At 41.4% G+C, this 18,458-nt stretch carries 15 protein-coding genes; 2 read left to right on the top strand and 13 right to left on the bottom strand.

Annotated elements, in window-relative coordinates:
- Window positions 1-109 precede the first annotated feature (109 nt).
- The gene (locus tag L1070_RS02790; RefSeq protein WP_237124391.1) at window positions 110-1,129 is read left to right on the top strand and encodes a tetratricopeptide repeat protein; all 1,020 of its coding nucleotides are present in this window, start codon (window positions 110-112) and stop codon (window positions 1,127-1,129) included.
- An 11-nt stretch (window positions 1,130-1,140) separates the two neighbouring features.
- On the opposite strand, the gene L1070_RS02785 is transcribed toward L1070_RS02790, so the two are convergent.
- Window positions 1,141-1,665, bottom strand: coding sequence for an RNA methyltransferase (locus L1070_RS02785; protein ID WP_237124390.1), 525 nt, complete (start codon window positions 1,663-1,665; stop codon window positions 1,141-1,143).
- A gap of 138 nt (window positions 1,666-1,803) precedes the next feature.
- On the opposite strand from L1070_RS02785, the gene L1070_RS02780 reads away from it, so the two are divergent.
- A complete protein-coding gene (locus L1070_RS02780; RefSeq protein ID WP_237124389.1) occupies window positions 1,804-2,310 on the top strand; it encodes a DUF4240 domain-containing protein in 507 nt (168 codons plus the stop codon).
- A 39-nt stretch (window positions 2,311-2,349) separates the two neighbouring features.
- Here the strand turns inward: L1070_RS02780 and L1070_RS02775 are convergent, their stop codons facing one another.
- The 12 genes from L1070_RS02775 to L1070_RS02720 all read right to left on the bottom strand — a co-directional run bounded on the left by L1070_RS02775 (window position 2,350) and on the right by L1070_RS02720 (window position 18,149).
- Window positions 2,350-2,583, bottom strand: coding sequence for a hypothetical protein (locus L1070_RS02775; RefSeq protein WP_237124388.1), 234 nt, complete (start codon window positions 2,581-2,583; stop codon window positions 2,350-2,352).
- A 180-nt stretch (window positions 2,584-2,763) separates the two neighbouring features.
- Window positions 2,764-3,876 (bottom strand): aspartate-semialdehyde dehydrogenase, encoded by a 1,113-nt coding sequence (gene asd / locus L1070_RS02770; protein ID WP_070982907.1) that lies wholly within the window; start codon window positions 3,874-3,876, stop codon window positions 2,764-2,766.
- A 657-nt stretch (window positions 3,877-4,533) separates the two neighbouring features.
- Complete coding sequence (locus L1070_RS02765) at window positions 4,534-7,218, bottom strand: TonB-dependent receptor (protein ID WP_070982908.1); 2,685 nt, start codon at window positions 7,216-7,218, stop codon at window positions 4,534-4,536.
- Between the two features lie 78 nt (window positions 7,219-7,296).
- Window positions 7,297-8,964 carry a hypothetical protein gene (locus tag L1070_RS02760; RefSeq protein WP_237124387.1) on the bottom strand — a complete coding sequence of 556 codons (1,668 nt, stop codon included), beginning with the start codon at window positions 8,962-8,964 and terminating at the stop codon, window positions 7,297-7,299.
- Between the two features lie 166 nt (window positions 8,965-9,130).
- Window positions 9,131-10,435, bottom strand: coding sequence for a CDC27 family protein (locus tag L1070_RS02755; protein WP_237124386.1), 1,305 nt, complete (start codon window positions 10,433-10,435; stop codon window positions 9,131-9,133).
- Between the two features lie 21 nt (window positions 10,436-10,456).
- The gene (locus L1070_RS02750) at window positions 10,457-11,062 is read right to left on the bottom strand and encodes an energy transducer TonB (protein ID WP_070982911.1); all 606 of its coding nucleotides are present in this window, start codon (window positions 11,060-11,062) and stop codon (window positions 10,457-10,459) included.
- A gap of 8 nt (window positions 11,063-11,070) precedes the next feature.
- The gene (locus tag L1070_RS02745) at window positions 11,071-11,481 is read right to left on the bottom strand and encodes a biopolymer transporter ExbD (RefSeq protein WP_070982912.1); all 411 of its coding nucleotides are present in this window, start codon (window positions 11,479-11,481) and stop codon (window positions 11,071-11,073) included.
- 24 nt (window positions 11,482-11,505) lie between these two features.
- The gene (locus tag L1070_RS02740) at window positions 11,506-12,033 is read right to left on the bottom strand and encodes a MotA/TolQ/ExbB proton channel family protein (RefSeq protein ID WP_070982913.1); all 528 of its coding nucleotides are present in this window, start codon (window positions 12,031-12,033) and stop codon (window positions 11,506-11,508) included.
- Between the two features lie 2 nt (window positions 12,034-12,035).
- Window positions 12,036-13,403, bottom strand: coding sequence for a MotA/TolQ/ExbB proton channel family protein (locus L1070_RS02735; RefSeq protein ID WP_070982914.1), 1,368 nt, complete (start codon window positions 13,401-13,403; stop codon window positions 12,036-12,038).
- A gap of 10 nt (window positions 13,404-13,413) precedes the next feature.
- Window positions 13,414-14,166: a DUF3450 domain-containing protein gene (locus L1070_RS02730; RefSeq protein ID WP_237124385.1), complete on the bottom strand. Its 753-nt coding sequence runs from the start codon at window positions 14,164-14,166 to the stop codon at window positions 13,414-13,416.
- Between the two features lie 235 nt (window positions 14,167-14,401).
- On the bottom strand, window positions 14,402-16,291 hold the full coding sequence (locus L1070_RS02725; RefSeq protein ID WP_237124384.1) for a methyl-accepting chemotaxis protein: 1,890 nt from the start codon (window positions 16,289-16,291) through the stop codon (window positions 14,402-14,404).
- A 589-nt stretch (window positions 16,292-16,880) separates the two neighbouring features.
- Window positions 16,881-18,149, bottom strand: a complete 1,269-nt coding sequence (locus L1070_RS02720) for a glucose/galactose MFS transporter (RefSeq protein WP_237124383.1) — start codon at window positions 18,147-18,149, stop codon at window positions 16,881-16,883.
- Window positions 18,150-18,458 lie beyond the last annotated feature (309 nt).

Below are 18,458 nucleotides of genomic sequence, written 5' to 3'. Positions count from 1 at the left end.
ATAGCATCATTTTTAGGCTATCGTATAGAGCCGTTTTCAATCATCGCTTGACCGCATTATTGCGTATTCTATAATTAACTCAATGTTGTTCCTTGTTCGGATTGTCTAGTTGTTCAAATCATTTCTGTGTCTTATCGCCTTAGCTGTTGCTTTTAATTGCTTCCCAAGTTCAGCTACGAATAAAGATTATGAATATCAACTCACTCGAGCTCAATATTTTTTGCGTTCGGACCCTGAGCAAGCACTAAATATTTTGGGTAGTATTGAGGATGTTACAAAATTAACAGACGAACAACAGATTTCTTATTACGTACTTAAAATGCGTTTATCGCTTATTCTAAACAAGTTAGATGACGTTGAGCCAAATATCGAACAGCTTTTTGTTCATGATGGACAGCCGGAGTTTGTAAATCGGCTCGTGAGCATTTTAAGTGGTACTGGAATTTGGTTGAGGAAGCTTGACTATCTTGATGCAGCGCAGCACACTTTTTCTTGTGCGTTAAAACACGCCAGTAAGTCTTCTCAACGGATTTCCCTTTTAATCAGCAGCGCTATCGTTGCACGATACCAGCACCAGTTTGAATTGGCTAAAGCACTTTATAAGGAAGCTGCAGACATTGCCAAACGCCGAGATGATCAAAGAGGTTTAGCGACCATTGAAAATAACCTAGGCGCTATATCACTAGATCAAAAAGACTTTGCTAAGGCAAATGAACATTTTCGTAATGCGTTGGCTGGATTCCAAGTGGTACACAATCACTCAGGTCACATAAACTCAGGGATAAACTTATTGTTAACCTTTGTGCTTCAGGAGCAATACCTTAACTATCAAAGATTATACTCGCGTATAGCGCAACTCTCTGATGAATACCCAGATGATTCTAAGAAAGCTTATTTACTTTGGGTCAATACAGCCTATTACCATCGACAAGGCGTGAGCCCAGATCTAATGACAAAGAAAAAGCTTATGGAAGCGTTCGAGCAGTTGGCTGGCGTCCAATTACAGCGACTCATTGACAAACACTTAGCTAGGCCAATGGGAATCGAATTGGTGCTAGCTCCACCAGCCGAGGCTAAAGCACTAACGAATAAGCCTTGGTTTGATAAGGTGGCACGTTGTAATTGGTAATATAGGCTCACTCATCGCGCTAATAATTCTGATAACACAATATTGTTGTTGTTGTCTCGACTGCTTCTGATGATTTCATCATGATTAAACTTCAAGCCAGATTTTAGAAGTCGGTCATACAGTATCACATTAACCGTCGCTGCCAAGTTCATACACCCTTGAGTCGGAACATAGATCACATCTTGGCATAGCTTAAGCGTTTCTTTGTCTAAAGAGCCATCCTCTGGTCCGAACATATAAAAAGCGCTTTTAGGATGCTTATATTCAGTGAGCGGTTTGGCCCCTTCAATCAGTTCAATAGCGACAGGCGTTGCACCCAATGGCAAAACAGAACTAAGGGAATCCGTACCAATCAAAGGAATGTTTTGGTAGACCTTTTTTGTGTCAGTCGTAAATTTTCGCGCGTTTTCAAAACGTTTCCCAGTATAAAATACAGAATTCACACCATAACACCCCGCTGCTCGCATAACAGCACCAACATTGCTAGGGCTCTTCGGGTTAGTCAACCCTATACACGCAAATCCACTATCAAACATTTTTTATCTCGCCACACCGATTACTGCAACGCGAATCTACAGCAATAAAGCCAAAAGATCTAGGGGAATACGCTTGCTTATAAAGCTATGCTAAAATAGCGGCAATATACCAAATGCGAAGTACAGCTAAATAAATTTATGAATAATGACACTTTTTGGCAGATTATCGAGTCGGTGCACCATGAAAACGATGTCAACCAAGCACTCAGAACAGCCCTGTCACCTCTGCAAACAAAAGACATCGCTCAGTTCGATGAGTTATACACACAAAATCTAAGAAAGCTTTGGCACTGGGATAACTGGACATTTGCCTATGTAATTTGTGGCTGTAACAGTGAATATGACTTTTTAGATTTTTGTAACTGGTTAATATTACAAGGTAAAAATAATCTTGAATTGTTTGTTAAAGACCCAGAAGCGCTGGCAGAATACCCACATATGCCATACCAAGACAACCTCCCTGCTCCTTACTGCGACGAGCTAGATTTAGTCGCGGGCTTACTTTATGAAGATCTCTCTGGCGAAGAGTTACCCTATCATAACGTCGTTAATTTTCAGCCACAGGGGAAAAAATTTAAAAATAAGCCCAAATTATTAAAGGCCCAATTTCCAAAACTGTTTGAAAAATTCTGGCAACAAAAGTAAAAATGGCGCCGTTTGCGCCATATTCAATGAATCTACTAATTAGTACTCGATGATAGCGCGTAAAGCATTACCGCTTTCGCCATCGTGACATTTTCTGTTTCCGCCATCACGATTTTCTACAACTAAGGTGTATTTTGTTTTATTCTCATCAAATTGACGGATGGCTTCTAATACTTGGCCCAGCAAATAAGTTTGTTCTGGGTAAATAATTACAGGCTCAAGCTCAAAGCCACCATCATGATCGAATAGACATATTTTACATAGCCTGAGCAAGTAAATGCAGCAGTTACCTGTGCTTATGCAGCAAACATGAATACGCCTGCTGTAACCATTTTGATATAGTTTCTCATCTCTTTGCCTTAGCGCTACTATTACCAGTCTGGCACCAATTCAGTGCCAGACAAATCTGCGATAAAGAGATGAACTATTTCTTCATGTAATAGTACAGAGTAATTAATGTTCGAGGATAATACGCAACATACGACGTAGCGGTTCAGCTGCTCCCCATAATAGCTGATCGCCTACCGTAAAGGCGCTAATGTATTCTGGGCCCATACTTAGTTTTCTAATACGCCCAACAGGAATTGACAAGGTGCCGGTAACATTCACTGGTGTCAGCTCCTGTGCTGTTTGCTCTCTATCATTTGGAATGACCTTAACCCACTCATTATGAGACGCCAAAATACGTTCGATCTCATCAACCGGTAAGTCAGCTTTAAGTTTGATTGTCATCGCCTGAGAGTGACAGCGCATCGCACCAATTCTCACACAAAGGCCATCGATAGGAATAGGAGACTTTAATGAACCTAAAATTTTGTTGGCTTCCACTTGAGCCTTCCATTCTTCTTTTGACTGACCCGACTCCATTGGCACGTCAATCCATGGGATCAAACTACCCGCCAGTGGTACACCAAATTGATCGGTCGGTAAGTCCTCAGACTTAATTTTGTTCGCCACGATTTTATCAATTTCAAGAATGGCAGAACCTGGGTCTGCTAGCTGCTGTGCAACAGATGCGTGAATTTCCCCCATTTGCGTGATCAATTCTCGCATATTGCGCGCACCAGCACCCGATGCGGCTTGGTAAGTCATGGGGCTTACCCATTCAATCAAGTCTTTTTCGAACAACCCACCTAATGCCAGTAACATCAAAGAGACTGTACAGTTGCCACCTACAAAGGTTTTAACCCCCTGCTCTAACCCTTGTGTGATTACATCATTATTTACCGGGTCCAAAATAATGATACTTTCTTGCGCCATGCGTAGCGCTGATGCGGCGTCTATCCAATAACCGTTCCAACCTGACTCACGCAATGCTGGATAAACAGACTTAGTGTAATCGCCCCCCTGACATGAAATTATAATCTCCATTTCAGATAAGGCGTTTACATCATTGGCATCTAGCAAAGGTTTTGCATCGCCGGCAAAATCAGGGCCTAGTTGCCCCGTTTGTGATGTTGTAAAGAAATATGAATCAACTTTTGAAAAGTCATTTTCTTCTAACATTCTGTGCATTAACACAGAGCCAACCATACCACGCCAACCAACGAGTCCCACTTTCTTCATATTTTGTTTACCTTACTTTAAAAATTAATAGACATTGCGTGAGTCTAGACGTCCAAAATAACAAATAAGTTGAGTTTCGACTAGCCATAATTTGCGAATATTTTGCCACTATTTGACTTTCAGAATTGATGAGTACTTAAGATGAACGACTAGGTCGCTCAGAGCAAAGTAGCATCAGGATTCAAATCATAAAATCGGCTATCTATTGGAATTATCTTGTTAGGAAGACTAATGCAGGGACAATCTAATTGACTTTCATCTTATTATTCATAATAAGCTGATATCTATTAATATATTCTTAAATGGAATGGTCTGACATAAAAAACCCCGCAAAGCGGGGTTTGGATACAACATGTAAAGGTTGTCCTAATCTGATGTTCACAACATCAATTCAGAACTCGGTTCCAGGTTGTTTTATAATTATTTGTTATAACCTTTTAGATTCGGTGCACTTTAAAGCATAAAGATGACAGATTTATTAAACAACTGACATTTATACTTAAATTTTTATGTTAAGCGCTAGTTCACTTAACGTTATGACATTATTCTACGTCACATGTCATATTTTGGCAATGTAATCTAATTATTTTTTATGAGGGATAAAAAAAGCCAAGGTGTGAACCTTGGCTTCAAATTTACAGTAACAAGTTCGTTTGATTAGAATTCGTAGCTGTAGTTTATACTCACAGACGTACCGACTTCTTTTTGACGAACAATGATGTCTGACTGAGTTACCTCTTGTTCTTCATCTAGTAAGTTTTTGATTTTAAACTTAACTTTTGAGTTGAAATCGGGGTACCACGTATACACTAAATCCAGTGAATGGAATGGCTGTTCAAATGCATCTTCACGGCCACCAATACCCGATGCGAGAATACGCTCACCAAATACGTTGTAAACTAATGAGCCACTGTGTTGGCCATCCGCAGAATCATAACCAAGCTGTAAGTTTACTACATACTTAGAATGACCTGTCATGCGTTTGGTTGGGTTTGTTAAGTTACCCGCAAAGGCAGGATCAATAGACACTTCTGAGTCACTTAAGGTAATGTTACCCGACGTAAAAATACCGCTCACAACACTCGAAAGGTCAAATAGCCACTCTGTTTCTATACCATAGACTTCACCTTCAATACCGTTAACGAATGATGCGGTGTAATCTTCATCTCCTACGCGAAGTACAGTTTCAATCGGATTTGTAATGTCCTTATAGAACGCACCAACCGAGAAGTTATCGCCGTTGTCCATGTAGTATTCAAAGCGTGCATCGTAATTTTCTAAGTCGCTACTTTTAAGCCCAGGTGTACCAAACGTTTTAATATCTGTTAGCGGGTCAAAGTAAGCAACAGCAACCAACTCTCGTAAGTCTGGGCGCACCACAGTTTCACCGTAACTAAATCGAACTTGATAGTTATTTTCAGCCAAATAAGTCAGAGCAAGCGATCTAAATATATCGTCCTGATTTACAGTTCCTTCCTGAATTTTTTCTTCTGAATAATAGATGCCTTGTGTTACTCGGTCGAAAATCAAACTAGAGGTACCAATAGAAACCTGTTTGAAATCTTCGTATCGTAGACCACCGCTTAGACGCCATGTGTTATCGAAGAACATATCAAATTCAAAATACCCAGCATCTATTTTCTGTGCGGCGATATAATCATCTGCACTTGGCGCTGTCGGCTCGTTAAACGACAAGAAGAAATCGTTGTTACCGATAAACTCGTCGGTTAGGTAGGAAGATAAACCCAATATACTGTTTTCGTCACCATTAACAGGGATTGGAATGCCAGTTTCATTGTTTATTGCAAAGCTTGATGTGTTATAAACACGGGCTCGATCGAGAAAGTCATAACCCGCTTTTAAAGTGACCTCGATACCTTCAAATGTAAGAGGTAGCGTTAAGTTGCCACTTGCCGATTTAACGTTATCTACCATGTTCGTGAATGAGTAAACCGCTCGGTTATCATCACCCGTCACGATAGAATTTTTGTAATTACCATTATCAAAGGTATCAATAAACTTATAATCAATATTGGTTGGTATACGCGTTTCTGCTTCTGATTCCGTGTACTGCCAATCTGCACCAAGCCCCATCCAATCCAAGAAGGTATGCTGGCCAATAAATTGGTCTACATCAAGTACGCGCTCTTCATAATTAAAACTATGGAAACGCTGTGCTTGGTCTGAACCCACTATCGTTCTTACAGTACTACCGTTTGGACTTTGTAAAATTGCTAAGCTAAGTTCATCTTCGTTGTCTTCAAGGTATATTTTTGAGTAATTTACGCTGTGCTGATCGAGTTTATAGCCTAAGCTGAATATTCCGCTAATACGCTCATTTTCAGTCGTGACTTTAGAATCTTTTACAGTGATATAACAACTATTGTTAACGTCATCTTCCGTTACCAACTCTGTGCTACAACCGTCGGATATTTCATCATCAACCACAGCTGTCTTACGCTCAGAATACGACCAATCATTGTCATATGATACAGCTAGCATCACACCGATATCGCCGCCAAAGTAACCTTCTTCAAAGCTATTACCAATCGTCGCTTTGATGTCGTAATTAGGGTCCAACGACTCTTTAGTTACGACTAAATCACGAGGTAATGACAAAGTGAAAGATTTATTGATAGCTGCGGCTTGTTCGGCTCGGTTCATCGTATCTGTATCGACAATGTTATCTTTGTCAACGATAGAGCTTAGACTAAAGTCACCTCTATAACGTAATACCGCGGCGTGAAGCGCATCGGGTTGTCCGTTGCTTGGTCGTGAATATGTATACCCTTCATCCGCATTGGAATTCATGCCAACACCAACTTCTATATTAGCGACAAACTCTGTAGGTACCGACTTGGTCCGAATGTCGATATTACCGCCACCAAACGCTGCTGGCATTGAAGGTGAATACGCCTTTTGAACCGCCAGACTTTCAATGATACTAGACGGGAAAATATCCAAAGGCACAACGTTACGCGTCAAATCGGGACTGGGTACTGACGCCCCGTTGAGTCTGGCACTTGAGTATCGCTCACCCAAACCACGTACATATACAAATTTACCATCTACCAAGGTCAAACCTGTCACACGTCGAAGCGCTGAAGCGGCATCACTATCACCTGTGCGGGATAGCTGCTCCGCGCCCATAATGTCGGCAACAAACGCTTGGTTTTTGCGCTCTTCGATGACCGCTGCTGCACTGCCTTGTAAACGTGTGCCAACCGCAACGACTTCTTCGATTGCTTGATCTTCAACCGCTAAACTTGGCACTGATGCACCTACAACGATTGCGGCGCTCACTGCCAAAGCAATTCTTTTTAATTTCATTTGAGTATTCATTTGCAATCCTGCCAAAAATCATAAAAAAGGCGCAATAGCTGCGCCTACTTCGTGATAAACAATTTAAATCACAAAAGATTACTGGTTTTTAGTCGCAGCGATTGCTTTTTGTACCCACTTATACCAGTCACTAGTTGTATCTTTATCAGATACAGCACCGATATAGTCTACTTGGTCAAAGAAGCTCAAATCTAAGCCGCTTAAGTTGTTTGCCTGAATCGTGATTTCAGTTGACGCTGTGTTTGTAGAGAAACCGTCAGCAGCCAATACACCTTCAGCACTGTTTAGTATCTGGCTAGACGCATTGTTAACAAACCACTCAGACTTAGAACCGCCACTTTTGAACTGCTCGCCATTTTTGTAGTGGTTCACACAAGCAAGTACTGAGTTATTGAAATTAAGCGTGTCGTTCTTTGCAGCTTCTTCCGCGTCATCTTTGAACTCAACACACGCAGTATTGTTATCAGCAACCGCTTTAACTAATAGCGCATTGTAGTACTGACCTTGGATGGCATCATCAAATTTAACAGCTTGAGATGCGCCGTTGTCACGGATAGACTTACCATCAGTGGTAACAACCGTTACGTTAGCAATTGTTGGGTTCGATGCTGGCGCTTCGCTGTACTCTTCTCCGCCATTTTTCTCACCATCGGTTTCAAAACCGTTGTTACCCATGAAACCTTCTGAACCTGCAGGAATGGTTACTAATTCATCATCATCGTTGGTATATGTAACATCTTTCTTCGTTTTAACAGTACCGTGTTGTACATAAATAAACTGTGCGTTGCCTTGCCACCCTGCATCGATGTCGATTGAGTCATCCTGAGTATCAGTTACAACGATATGCTTGATGTTTGCAGCACCACCAAAGAACTCGATGCCATCATCAAAGCCTTGGTGAATATGAAGGTAGTCAAAGGTAGAGCCAGAACCTACAGCATTTAAAGTCAGCGAGTTTAAGTCGTCGCCATCACCGCCTTCACGTGGGCCTGAACCTGCATACCAAATGTTGGCAAATTTGATAGTACCACTGCTGTCTGCATTGTTTTTACCACCAAAGTGGCTAGTGATACCTTCTGATGTTGCATTACAAGTATTTGCCGCACGTTCTGCGTTTGTACACTGGTTAGTTAAACCAAAGCCGTTGATGATGATACCACCCCAGTCAGCAAATTGAGGGCCAGTCTCGGCAATATCAAATTCTGAGAAAACGTTTGCTGAAGTAAATGTAATTGGCGCGTCAGCTGTACCAACGGCGTTAATTTTGGCACCACGACCGATACGAATAATAGCTTCACCAGATCTAAAAGCTAGCGTAGCGCCAGCTTCAACGTTAAGCGTTGGGCCATTAGTATCGATGGTACAGTTTTGGGTGGTATTACAGTCTTTACCCATTTGGATTGCGCCATCAAATACGTGCGCGCCACCATTTTCTAATGCGGCAAAAGTAATATCTTCTTCGATCTCTAACGTTTTACCCGCAAAGTCAGTACCGTATACACAGTGCGGTGCTACAAATTCACCTTGTACTTCATTACCTGCAACAGTACGTTTTGTACATGGATTGTCTTTACCGCCTGGATCTGGTGTAGGGTCAGTAGGATTACCTGAATTGTTCGTTGTGTTATTTGAATTATTTACGCTGTTATCATTAACCGTTGGCGTCACTTTAATATCACCACCACAACCAGCCAATACTAATGCTGAAGCAACAAGGCTTACCTTGAATAACCCAGAAAGTTTCATCTTTATCTCCAAAAAATATAATAATTATAAGCGCATAAAAAGCTTGGATATAAAGTAACTAGTTTGTATTACAGATGGGTTACACTTTATAGAAACAAAAGTGACAATTTAATAAATTGAAATAAAAAAACCGCCCGAAGGCGGCTTTGGTGTTGCGATTATAAAATCATAATAAGGCTTGTTTTAAAGTTTCACTGTGAAGCTTTTCTTTTTTCACATATTTGATCCATTGCTTAGCGATATTTTCAGACTTTTTATGTTTTTCAGCCTGCTCAAATGCCAATATTGATGCATCAAAGTTTTGCAAGTTATACTGTGCCATACCAAGAGCTACGTAAGCATTTGATTCGAAGGTTAACCCTCCTTTATCTAATGCTAAACGCGCAGCGTCTGCGGCTTCATCATACATTTCAAGCGTGATGTAGACCTCCGCAAGCCTTTGCTCATAGTTTCCGTGCTCTACTTGCTCGCTTGCTTTTTCAAAGTAGCTGATTGCTTTGTTATTTTCTTTGGCCTGGACTAAAGACTCAGCTATAAAAACTTGATTTTTCGGGTTATCTTCTACAACGCCTGACAGCAACCCCTGCTCCATAAGCTTGGCAGCTTTATAAGACAAGCCGTTATACATGTAAACTTGTGCTAGCTGCATAATGTGAGACCGAGTTTTAACAAAGCCTTGCTGTTTTGCAGCTTCAAAAATTGCCAGCTGCTTTTTCTCTTCACCTATTTCGCCATACATCCCTGCAAGCTGAACCCAATAGTCTGGTTTATTAAAAAGCTTAACCATTTTTTCAAGCGTCTTTGTCACTTCGATTGGTTGATTAAGAGAGTAATATAATGCACGTTGCAATACTAACCAATTCTCTTTTGGGATACCGTTATCAGCTTCAGTAACATTAATCACTGTATTTATGTATTTTAATGCTTCTTGGTAATTCTTTAATTGATAATTAGCTTGAGATCTTAACACATAATAATTATCAGGTATGGTTTTAGTATTTATAGAATCCCACTGCTCTAAATACTTTATAACCTTGTTATATTCAGAATTAGCCATCGCAAGCTGGGCTAAGCTAAAGGTTGTAGATAATCTTAATGATTCAGGAATTTCTTCCTCAGCAACCACGCTCTCAAATGCAGCGATTGCTTTATCAAGCTGGTTTTCGTTGTAATATATAAAACCATAAAAGTTATACATCATCGCAATTTCATAAGAGTTCATGCTAGATGATCGGTCTTTGATGCTATCTAACGCCTCTAAGCCTGCTTTGACGTCACCGTCATCAGCTAACTTCTGAGCTCTAGCAAGCTGGCTGTATACCTTTTCTCTAAGCGCTGGTACACGCTTTGTTTTGGTTTCTGCATATGCAGTACTTACACTGACGTACGGCGTAAGCGAGACGATTGATGGCGCAACAGCTACCGCCACGAACAGCGCACTATTTATCGTAATTCGTTTTATATTAATCATAATCGCACCTATACCTTTCCATTAACCGTTTATCTGGAAGGAAATCTTGTTCTGAACACCAGCGACTTCAACCGCTTCGCCGTTAACCACTCGAGGCTTGTATTTAAATTTAAGTGCAGCATCAAGCGCAGCTCTATCAAAAATAGCTTCAGGTTCGGCCGTCACTACTTTTGGATCTCTCACTGTGCCTTGCTTGGTTACCACAAATTCAACGATGACATACCCTTCTATGCCTCGGGATAAAGCGCGACGCGGATATACAGGTGCAACTTTAACGATTGGCAAATATTCACCATCACTAGATTCAAGCGCTAAACCCCCTGCTAAGTCGACTTCGGCTTCAACATTTGCACTAAAGTCAAAGTCTCCACCTGCAGCATCTAAGTCATTGCTTTGCATTTGCGGTGAGTCCATCGGTGGTGGCGGCTCTTTAGGTGTGGGTGGTTTTTGTGGCTTACGTTCTTTCTTTTGCACCGTTTCTTCTTTTTTCAAACGGACAAAATCCAGCACGTTACCTTTTACTGGTTCTGTCATAGCTCCTTCTCCACCTTGAATTAGCGCCTGCATACCCAAGAACAAGAAGAAAGTAACAACGCCAGCAATTATCAGTGCTATCAAATAACGCATATTGCTACCTATGATTCCTGTGCTGCAATTGAAACATCAAATGCACCTGCTGCCCTCGACGCATCCATCACCTTGATAAGCATTTCTGTGGTTGCCTTTTTGTCTGCTTGGATAACAACACTGCCTTGCGGGTTTTCAGCCTTCAAACGCTCAATATTTGCCTGCACTGCTCGAACATCTACCTGACGCTTGTTGATCCAAATTTCACCTTTATCAGAAATCGCAACCAAGATATTTGCGCGCTGCTTCTTTACAGCAGTTGCTGCTTCTGGTCGGTTAACATCTATTCCCGCTTCTTTGACGAAAGATGCGGTAACGATAAAGAATATCAGCATGATAAAAACCACGTCCAACATAGGCGTCATATTGATTTCTTCTGCTTCTTCTTCTTGAAAAACTTTCGCTAATGGAGCTCTCATAATTCTTTCCTCTGCTCATTCGACCTAGTGGTCAAGTAACATTTTGTCTTCTAACAGTTCTACTTCACGCTTCGTTTTACGCTGTAAATAGGTCGATGCGAACACCCCAGACAGAGCGCCAACCATGCCAGCCATTGTTGGGATTGTGGCCTTTGACACCCCTGATGCCATAGAGCGCGCGCTTCCTGTTCCAGTAATCGCCATCACATCAAATACTTCAATCATGCCAGTTACCGTTCCTAATAAGCCCAGTAAAGGGCACAATGCAACCATTACGTTTATGTATGGTAGATTCGCGTTGAGACGAATACCTGCGCGAGAGATCTGGGCTTGGCGAATTTGCTCAGCGTTCCAACTGTTTCTTTCGTCTCTTGCTTTCCAAAGTGTCAGCAACTCATTTTTGTACGTCTTATATCGTCCGAAAACGAACATAAACCTTTCGAGGATCAGCAACCACATCGCAAAGATGATTAGGCCGATGACCAGCAGAACCTGGCCACCTGTGTCTAAAAACTCTCGTAGCGCATTGATTGCTTCAATCAATAGCACCACGATTACGCTCCTTTTTCACTGCGCTCTGCGATAATACCCGCGCTTTGCTCTTGTAAAATCAACAGTAAATTGCGTGAACGTGTATTCAAGATTGTGTATAGAAATACGGTAGGGATAGCGACCACAAGACCTAACACAGTGGTTACCAGTGCTTGAGAAATACCACCTGCCATTAGTTTCGGGTCACCCGTACCAAACAAGGTGATTGCTTGGAAGGTATTAATCATACCCGTTACTGTACCAAGTAGACCTAGCAATGGGGCAACCACTGAAATTATCTTAATTAATGTCAGGTTGCGAGTAATCTTTGGCATTTCACGTAAGATAGCTTCACTTAGTTTTAATTCCAACGTGTCATACGCCACATCAGGATACTGATCTTTTACTTTCATAACGCGGCCCAATGGATTGTCATCACGTGCCGTGGTGTCTTTAAGCTGGCGATTAATTTTCGCGCCCATAAGCATCAGGGAAATAAAGCGTTCAAGGGCGATTAATAGCGCCAACACACCGACACCTAGAATCACGTAACCAACCGCACCACCTTGATGAACCTGTTCTTCTGTATTTGGTGCTTGAACAAGTAGGCCAAGAATTGAACCGCCCGTTGGGTCAAGGGCAAAGTCAACAACACCATTGCTTGCATTTTGTAGATCAGTAGCCGTGGCGGTGAAACGAGACACTGGCTGACGAGTTAGTTCAGACAATGTGTTGGTCGTTGGGTTGTATGATAAGTATTTACCATCTGAGATCAGGTTAAAAGCGCCCACTCTTAACACTTCTTTATTGACCTTTTCGCCACCAGCAACGATAACTTCTGTGTTGAATCGCGAAACTTTACCCTGCTCTGTCATTTCACGTTGCAGTTCATACCACACTTTTTCGATGTCTTCGATTGACGCCAGACGAGAAGTTGAGCCCATTTTCTGTGCCATTTCATCCATAAAGTCGCTACGGCCAGGGATTTGTGCCGACACTACTGACGTTTGAAACTTCGTGCTTGAATCTCCTGCAACCTGTTGTAGCACACCAAAAAGCTCTTTGAGTGAGCCCATACGCTTAGACAGGGTATCGGTTAGGTTTTGTAATTTGATTTCATTTTCTTCAAATTGTGTTTCTAAACGCTCAGAACGGGCTAACTCACCATTACGCTTTTGTGTAAGTGCGTTTAACATGGCAATTTGTTGATCCTGCTTGGCTTTAAACTCAGCTTCTCGTACTTGGTTTTGTTGAGTTTGAGCTACTTGACCTTGTTCAAGAGTTTTTAGCAGCGAATCTAAATCCAATGCTTGTTCAGCCATTGCTGAAGTAGACAATGCGAATGTTGCAGCCAAGATGGCCTTTTGACTAAATTGCTTAATAAATTTCATCTTGAACCTCTTACTCTGAAGCGTGTACTGGAAGCGTTAACATGTCTGGGGCTAGTTGCTTGCGTGCTATACGAAGCCCTTTGTTGATTTGGCTGATACTGGTGTCATCAAGCGCAACAAATTTCTTGCTTTCTTGGTTCCAGCTACCGGCTTGCGAGCCATCTCTTGTTACGTACAGTAATTCCATACGGCCGATGCGAAGAAAATCGACCTCTCGTTCTTTACCATCTATGTCGAGTAAAGCGGTATAAGCTTCAATAGTACGGCCATAGTCAACTTCAACTTGATATGCTTCAAGTACACGACGAAACTTTTCACTTGATGTAACATCCGCACGTTCCATCATTTCCTTTATTGATGCGATACGCGCTTGGCGTTCTTTTGGTAAAAATGGGATGTCCAGCGCCACAAACTGCTCGAGGCCGGTGATCATTCTTAGCATTAAAGGTGTGATTTGGCGTTCAATAACCGAAACCTGATCCATAGAAGCATTAATTGCGTTCATCTCATCAAGCTGATTACTGATTTGCTTGTCTAATTGCGCGTTGTAAACCGCCAGACCATCAATTTCTTTGTTGAGAGTTTTGAACTTTTGTAAACGCGACTGCATTGAGTCAGCTATCGAATCGATCTTTGTTTGAGTTTTCTGTGCAGATTCATTAATTGCACTACTTTTATCGATGACCTGGTTTAAGTCATTGGCTTGAACGCTGGTCGCTGTTGCAAGTAAACCTGCTAATAACAGGGGGTTAACGCACTTCATCGCATACACCTTAAGTTTTGCTAGTAATTAAATTGGGTGCAGTTTAAGGGGGTTTAATTACAAACGTGTTGCGCAAAAAATACAGAAAAATGACAACTGTAATAATTTATACTTCTTGAGAGGTAAAAATGTTTTATTACCACACTCGCAATAATGTATGAAGTTATAAAACGAAAAAGCCGAAGTCTCGCTGACTTCGGCTTATATGAACTTTAAGCAATAATGTTCATGAAATTTAAACTTTGAACTTCATGACCATCTTTTCCAGCTCATCAAATTGCGTTTGTAGCTGTCTGCACTCTCCTAGTGTTGCTTGAAGATTTTGTGACCCCTGTACCGACAAATCGCTGATATGATGAATATCGCTGTCTAATGATTGGATCACCGTATTTTGCTCCTGAGTAGCACTTGCAACTGCGTGGTTTACGCCGTCAATGGAATCAATAGCATGGCTCACTTCATGCATCTTTTCACCGGCTTGCGTTGCCTGAGATGCGCTTTTAGCTGAGTCTTCTAGCGATGATTTCATTACCGCAACAGCAGAAGCCGAACCTTGCTGCAATTCGATTATGGTGTTTTCTATTTCTTGTGTAGACTCTTGTGTACGCTGTGCCAATTGTCTTACTTCATCGGCAACAACCGCAAACCCACGACCCGCTTCACCAGCTCGAGCCGCTTCTATCGCAGCGTTCAGGGCCAGTAAGTTAGTTTGTTCACTTACTCCTTTTATCACTTCTAACACTTGTCCGATACTCGCCGAATGCTTATCAAGGCTATCAACCGTCGATTGCGCTTGTGCCATTTTGTCACTCAATGATGCTATTTCTGATATGTTGGCATTAAGTGCGGTTTGACTATCCACGCTCAATTTATTTGCTTCTGTTGCCAACTCAGAAGCATGGCTAGCATTGTTAGAGATCTCAACCGCACTGGAAGATAATTCGTTAATGGCCGTTGCAACATTATCAGTACGCTTAGTCTGGTCGCTGTACATGCTTAAGGTTGATTGGGTTTGGGCAATCAAGCTCTCGACAGAATGCTCAAGCGATATCGTTGAGTCTTTCACCTGTGATATGGAGTCATGGATCTTTTCTATGAAAAGATTGAAATAATTTGACAGTTCACCAAATTCATCATCGTTTTCAACAGCTAGCCTACGTGTTAAATCGCCTTCACCTTGAGCAATATCTTTAATTGCGTCGTTCAAGTGCACAACTGGTTTCATTAAATACTTGAGCAGCAGTTGTAGCATAACAATAATGACCACTACACCGAGCAGCATGTATATCGCAGCCATATTTCTAAATGACGACACAGATGAGTAAGCTATCTCCTTGTTGATCACAACACCTAAATACCAATCAACGTTTTTGATGCCTTTCATTTTTACGAAGGAGATCAGTCGCTCAGTACCGTCAATTTCTTCTTCTGTAAATGTTTCTTGTAAGGGCAGTGATTTACCAAACAAATCTGACATATGCTTGTCATTTAGCTTGGTATTGGGATGGGATAAAATACGCCCTTGAGAGTCCAATAAGAACCCGTAGCCGAAGCCCAAAAAGTCAATCTCATTGATGATATCGGTAATTGTTGCCATATCAATGTCACCACCAGCAACACCTAGAAGTTGGCTGCCACTACTAATGGGCACAACCGCTGAAATAGTCAATTCATTGGTTGTAACGTCAATATAAGGATTTGTAAATGCAGTGCCATTTTTTTCTTTTGCAAGCTGATACCAAGGGCGTGTCGTCGCGTCGTAGTCAGGTGGTAGTACGATACTTGGATCATCTAAAATAAACTCACCATCTCGCATTCCGATGTATACGTTCTTAAAATCCCCTGCGTTATCTGCCGTTCTCAAACGCCTCAATATTTGGTCGCGAGAGTCTGATGAGCGATGTCCACTGGCAACTGACCCCACAATATCCAATCTGTCATTGAGCCAATTTGCAATGTTCTGAGAGACCGATTGAGAAATTTCTTGTAATACCAGCGTGAGTTGTTGCTGAGTTTGGTTACGCATCACAATAAAATTGTTGATGGTAAACAGCCCTAATACCAACACCAAAATCAGCGAGGCCGCGATGGTGACTTTAGTGGTAAACTTTAACGATTTAAACATTCTGAGCCTATTATTATAAATTGTACGCCTAAACCCGTTGCTATTATCTATGTACAACGTCTGAGAATCACTCGAGCCTAGTCTCGCTTGCCCGAATTACTTCTGATCAAATCAGCTTGTGTTCATATTTAACAAAATTAAACTGGTTTGTCTTATCGTATCGGTCAGTATCTGAGATTATTTAGCAAATTTAGCCAAACAGTAAACAACCGATGAAAAATCCAACAACTTGTTCTGTGTTTTAGGATCGAACCGTAAGAGTATAGACGTAAAAGAAAACCTCAGCGTGACCTACTGCGCTTTACTTTAACAACTTTGAATACTACAAACAGACTCATATGCTGAATACCTAATGTTTGCAGCTAGCTGTTTTTACAACTGAGGCGTGTTTTTTGGCACTGAGATTGGTGAGCACAGGGTCGTGACTCGATTATATTTAAGGCATTTATAACTGCAACAATTAGAACGTTCCAATACATCAAACGACACTCTTGATATGAATACGTATTCATCAAACTTTCAAAGATATGTTTTTTGACAATAAAAAAGGCAAGCGAATGCTTGCCTTAGTTAGGGAGGTATTTTGTAATTAATTAACTTTAGTCTTCCACTGCTGCGCCCACTTCACAACATTTAAACCATACCAAGCGATGTACAAATAACACACTAGAGGAACGATAAAGCTGACTTGAATATTAATTGAATCTGCGAACATTCCTTGAAGTAGTGGCACAATTGCGCCGCCTACGATAGCAAGACATAGCCAACCTGAGCCTTTACTGGTCAATGAACCTAGCTCTTCAATCGCCACGGAGAAAATCGTGGGAAACATAATGGAGTTGAACAAGCCAATAGCAAGTACTGCCCACATTGCTAAATGCCCTTCAGTTAACATTGTGGTGCTCAGTAACGCTACAATACACAACGCATTAAACATCAGTGCCTTAGAGGGTGCTACTTTTTGTAATGCTGCTGAGCCGATAAACCTACCAACCATTGCACCACCCCAGTAATAGCTGATTAGCTTAGCAGCTGCATGCTCTTCAAGACCTGCAATATGCGGCTGTGCAAAGTAGTTGACTAGAAAGCTACCAATCGCAACTTCTGCACCTACATAACAAAAAATGGCACCAACACCCATAACTAAATGCGGTGCATCAAATAGGCTATGATCTTTAGCCTTGCAGCTTTGCTCTTGAGTATGGGCTTCAATGGTCGGTAATTTTAGAAAAGCAAATACGATTGCGATAGTTAACAAAGCGCCAGCAAGCATCAAATAAGGTACTTTGACAGACTCAGCGCCAGCTTCTGCCGCCATAGTACCTGCGGCTCCAAAAAACAATAACCCACCTACATAAGGTCCGACTGTGGTGCCCAAAGAGTTAAGCGCTTGTGCCAAGTTTAAACGGCTAGATGCGGTTTTAGCTGGCCCAAGTGCTGCCACATAAGGGTTTGCTGACACTTGTAATACAGTTATCCCTGACGCCAGTACAAATAGTGCACCTAGGAATAGCCAATATTCATGAACAGCTACAGCGGGGTAGAACAACATACACCCAACTGAGGCAACGACTAAACCCGTTAACACGCCGTTTTTATAGCCCAGCTTTTTGACCAATGCGCCAGCTGGTAAAGATACGATGAAGTAGGCACTGAAAAAGCAAAACTGGATCATCATAGCTTCGGTGTAGTTTAGGTCGAATACACTTTTTAATCTCGGGATCAAAACATCATTGAGTACGGTTATAAAACCCCATAGAAAAAATAATGTGGTCATTGCACTTAACGGTAACAAATAGTTTTTGTTTTCGTCATTACCTTGTGCAACAAAGCTTTGATTTGTGTTTATATCACTCACAAGAAAAACTCCAATAAAAGGGATAAATCGATTTTACACACTGTAACAACAAAATCACAAATGTTTTTCTGGACCGTTCCAATTTCAAAGTAGCTACATTCACGCCAATTTTATCCTTACCACTTTAAATTTTTGAACCGTGATCTGATGCAGCATTCCCTCTTAGCGAATAAAGCAAAGTGCTTTTTTGTCACATACAGTATGATAGAATCTCCAAATACTGTTGGTTTTATGACATTTTTCCTCGAATCGACTCGGTGTTCCTGAACAAAAGTATTTGTTATTGTCCATATACAGCGCTTTACCATA

Source organism: Pseudoalteromonas sp. MMG022 (assembly GCF_021654245.1).
GTDB lineage: Bacteria > Pseudomonadota > Gammaproteobacteria > Enterobacterales > Alteromonadaceae > Pseudoalteromonas > Pseudoalteromonas amylolytica.
This window is presented reverse-complemented; position numbering and strand designations above follow the sequence as displayed.

Bases quoted from the DNA above. Each gene is read 5' to 3' on its own strand.
- L1070_RS02750 (WP_070982911.1), bottom strand. From the start codon at position 11,062: ATGCGTTATTTGATAGCACTGATAATTGCTGGCGTTGTTACTTTCTTC.
- L1070_RS02725 (WP_237124384.1), bottom strand. From the start codon at position 16,291: ATGTTTAAATCGTTAAAGTTTACCACTAAAGTCACCATCGCGGCCTCG.
- L1070_RS02780 (WP_237124389.1), top strand. From the start codon at position 1,804: ATGAATAATGACACTTTTTGGCAGATTATCGAGTCGGTGCACCATGAA.
- L1070_RS02765 (WP_070982908.1), bottom strand. From the start codon at position 7,218: ATGAATACTCAAATGAAATTAAAAAGAATTGCTTTGGCAGTGAGCGCC.
- L1070_RS02735 (WP_070982914.1), bottom strand. From the start codon at position 13,403: ATGAAATTTATTAAGCAATTTAGTCAAAAGGCCATCTTGGCTGCAACA.
- L1070_RS02745 (WP_070982912.1), bottom strand. From the start codon at position 11,481: ATGAGAGCTCCATTAGCGAAAGTTTTTCAAGAAGAAGAAGCAGAAGAA.
- L1070_RS02755 (WP_237124386.1), bottom strand. From the start codon at position 10,435: ATGATTAATATAAAACGAATTACGATAAATAGTGCGCTGTTCGTGGCG.
- L1070_RS02760 (WP_237124387.1), bottom strand. From the start codon at position 8,964: ATGAAACTTTCTGGGTTATTCAAGGTAAGCCTTGTTGCTTCAGCATTA.
- L1070_RS02785 (WP_237124390.1), bottom strand. From the start codon at position 1,665: ATGTTTGATAGTGGATTTGCGTGTATAGGGTTGACTAACCCGAAGAGC.
- asd (WP_070982907.1), bottom strand. From the start codon at position 3,876: ATGAAGAAAGTGGGACTCGTTGGTTGGCGTGGTATGGTTGGCTCTGTG.
- L1070_RS02730 (WP_237124385.1), bottom strand. From the start codon at position 14,166: ATGAAGTGCGTTAACCCCCTGTTATTAGCAGGTTTACTTGCAACAGCG.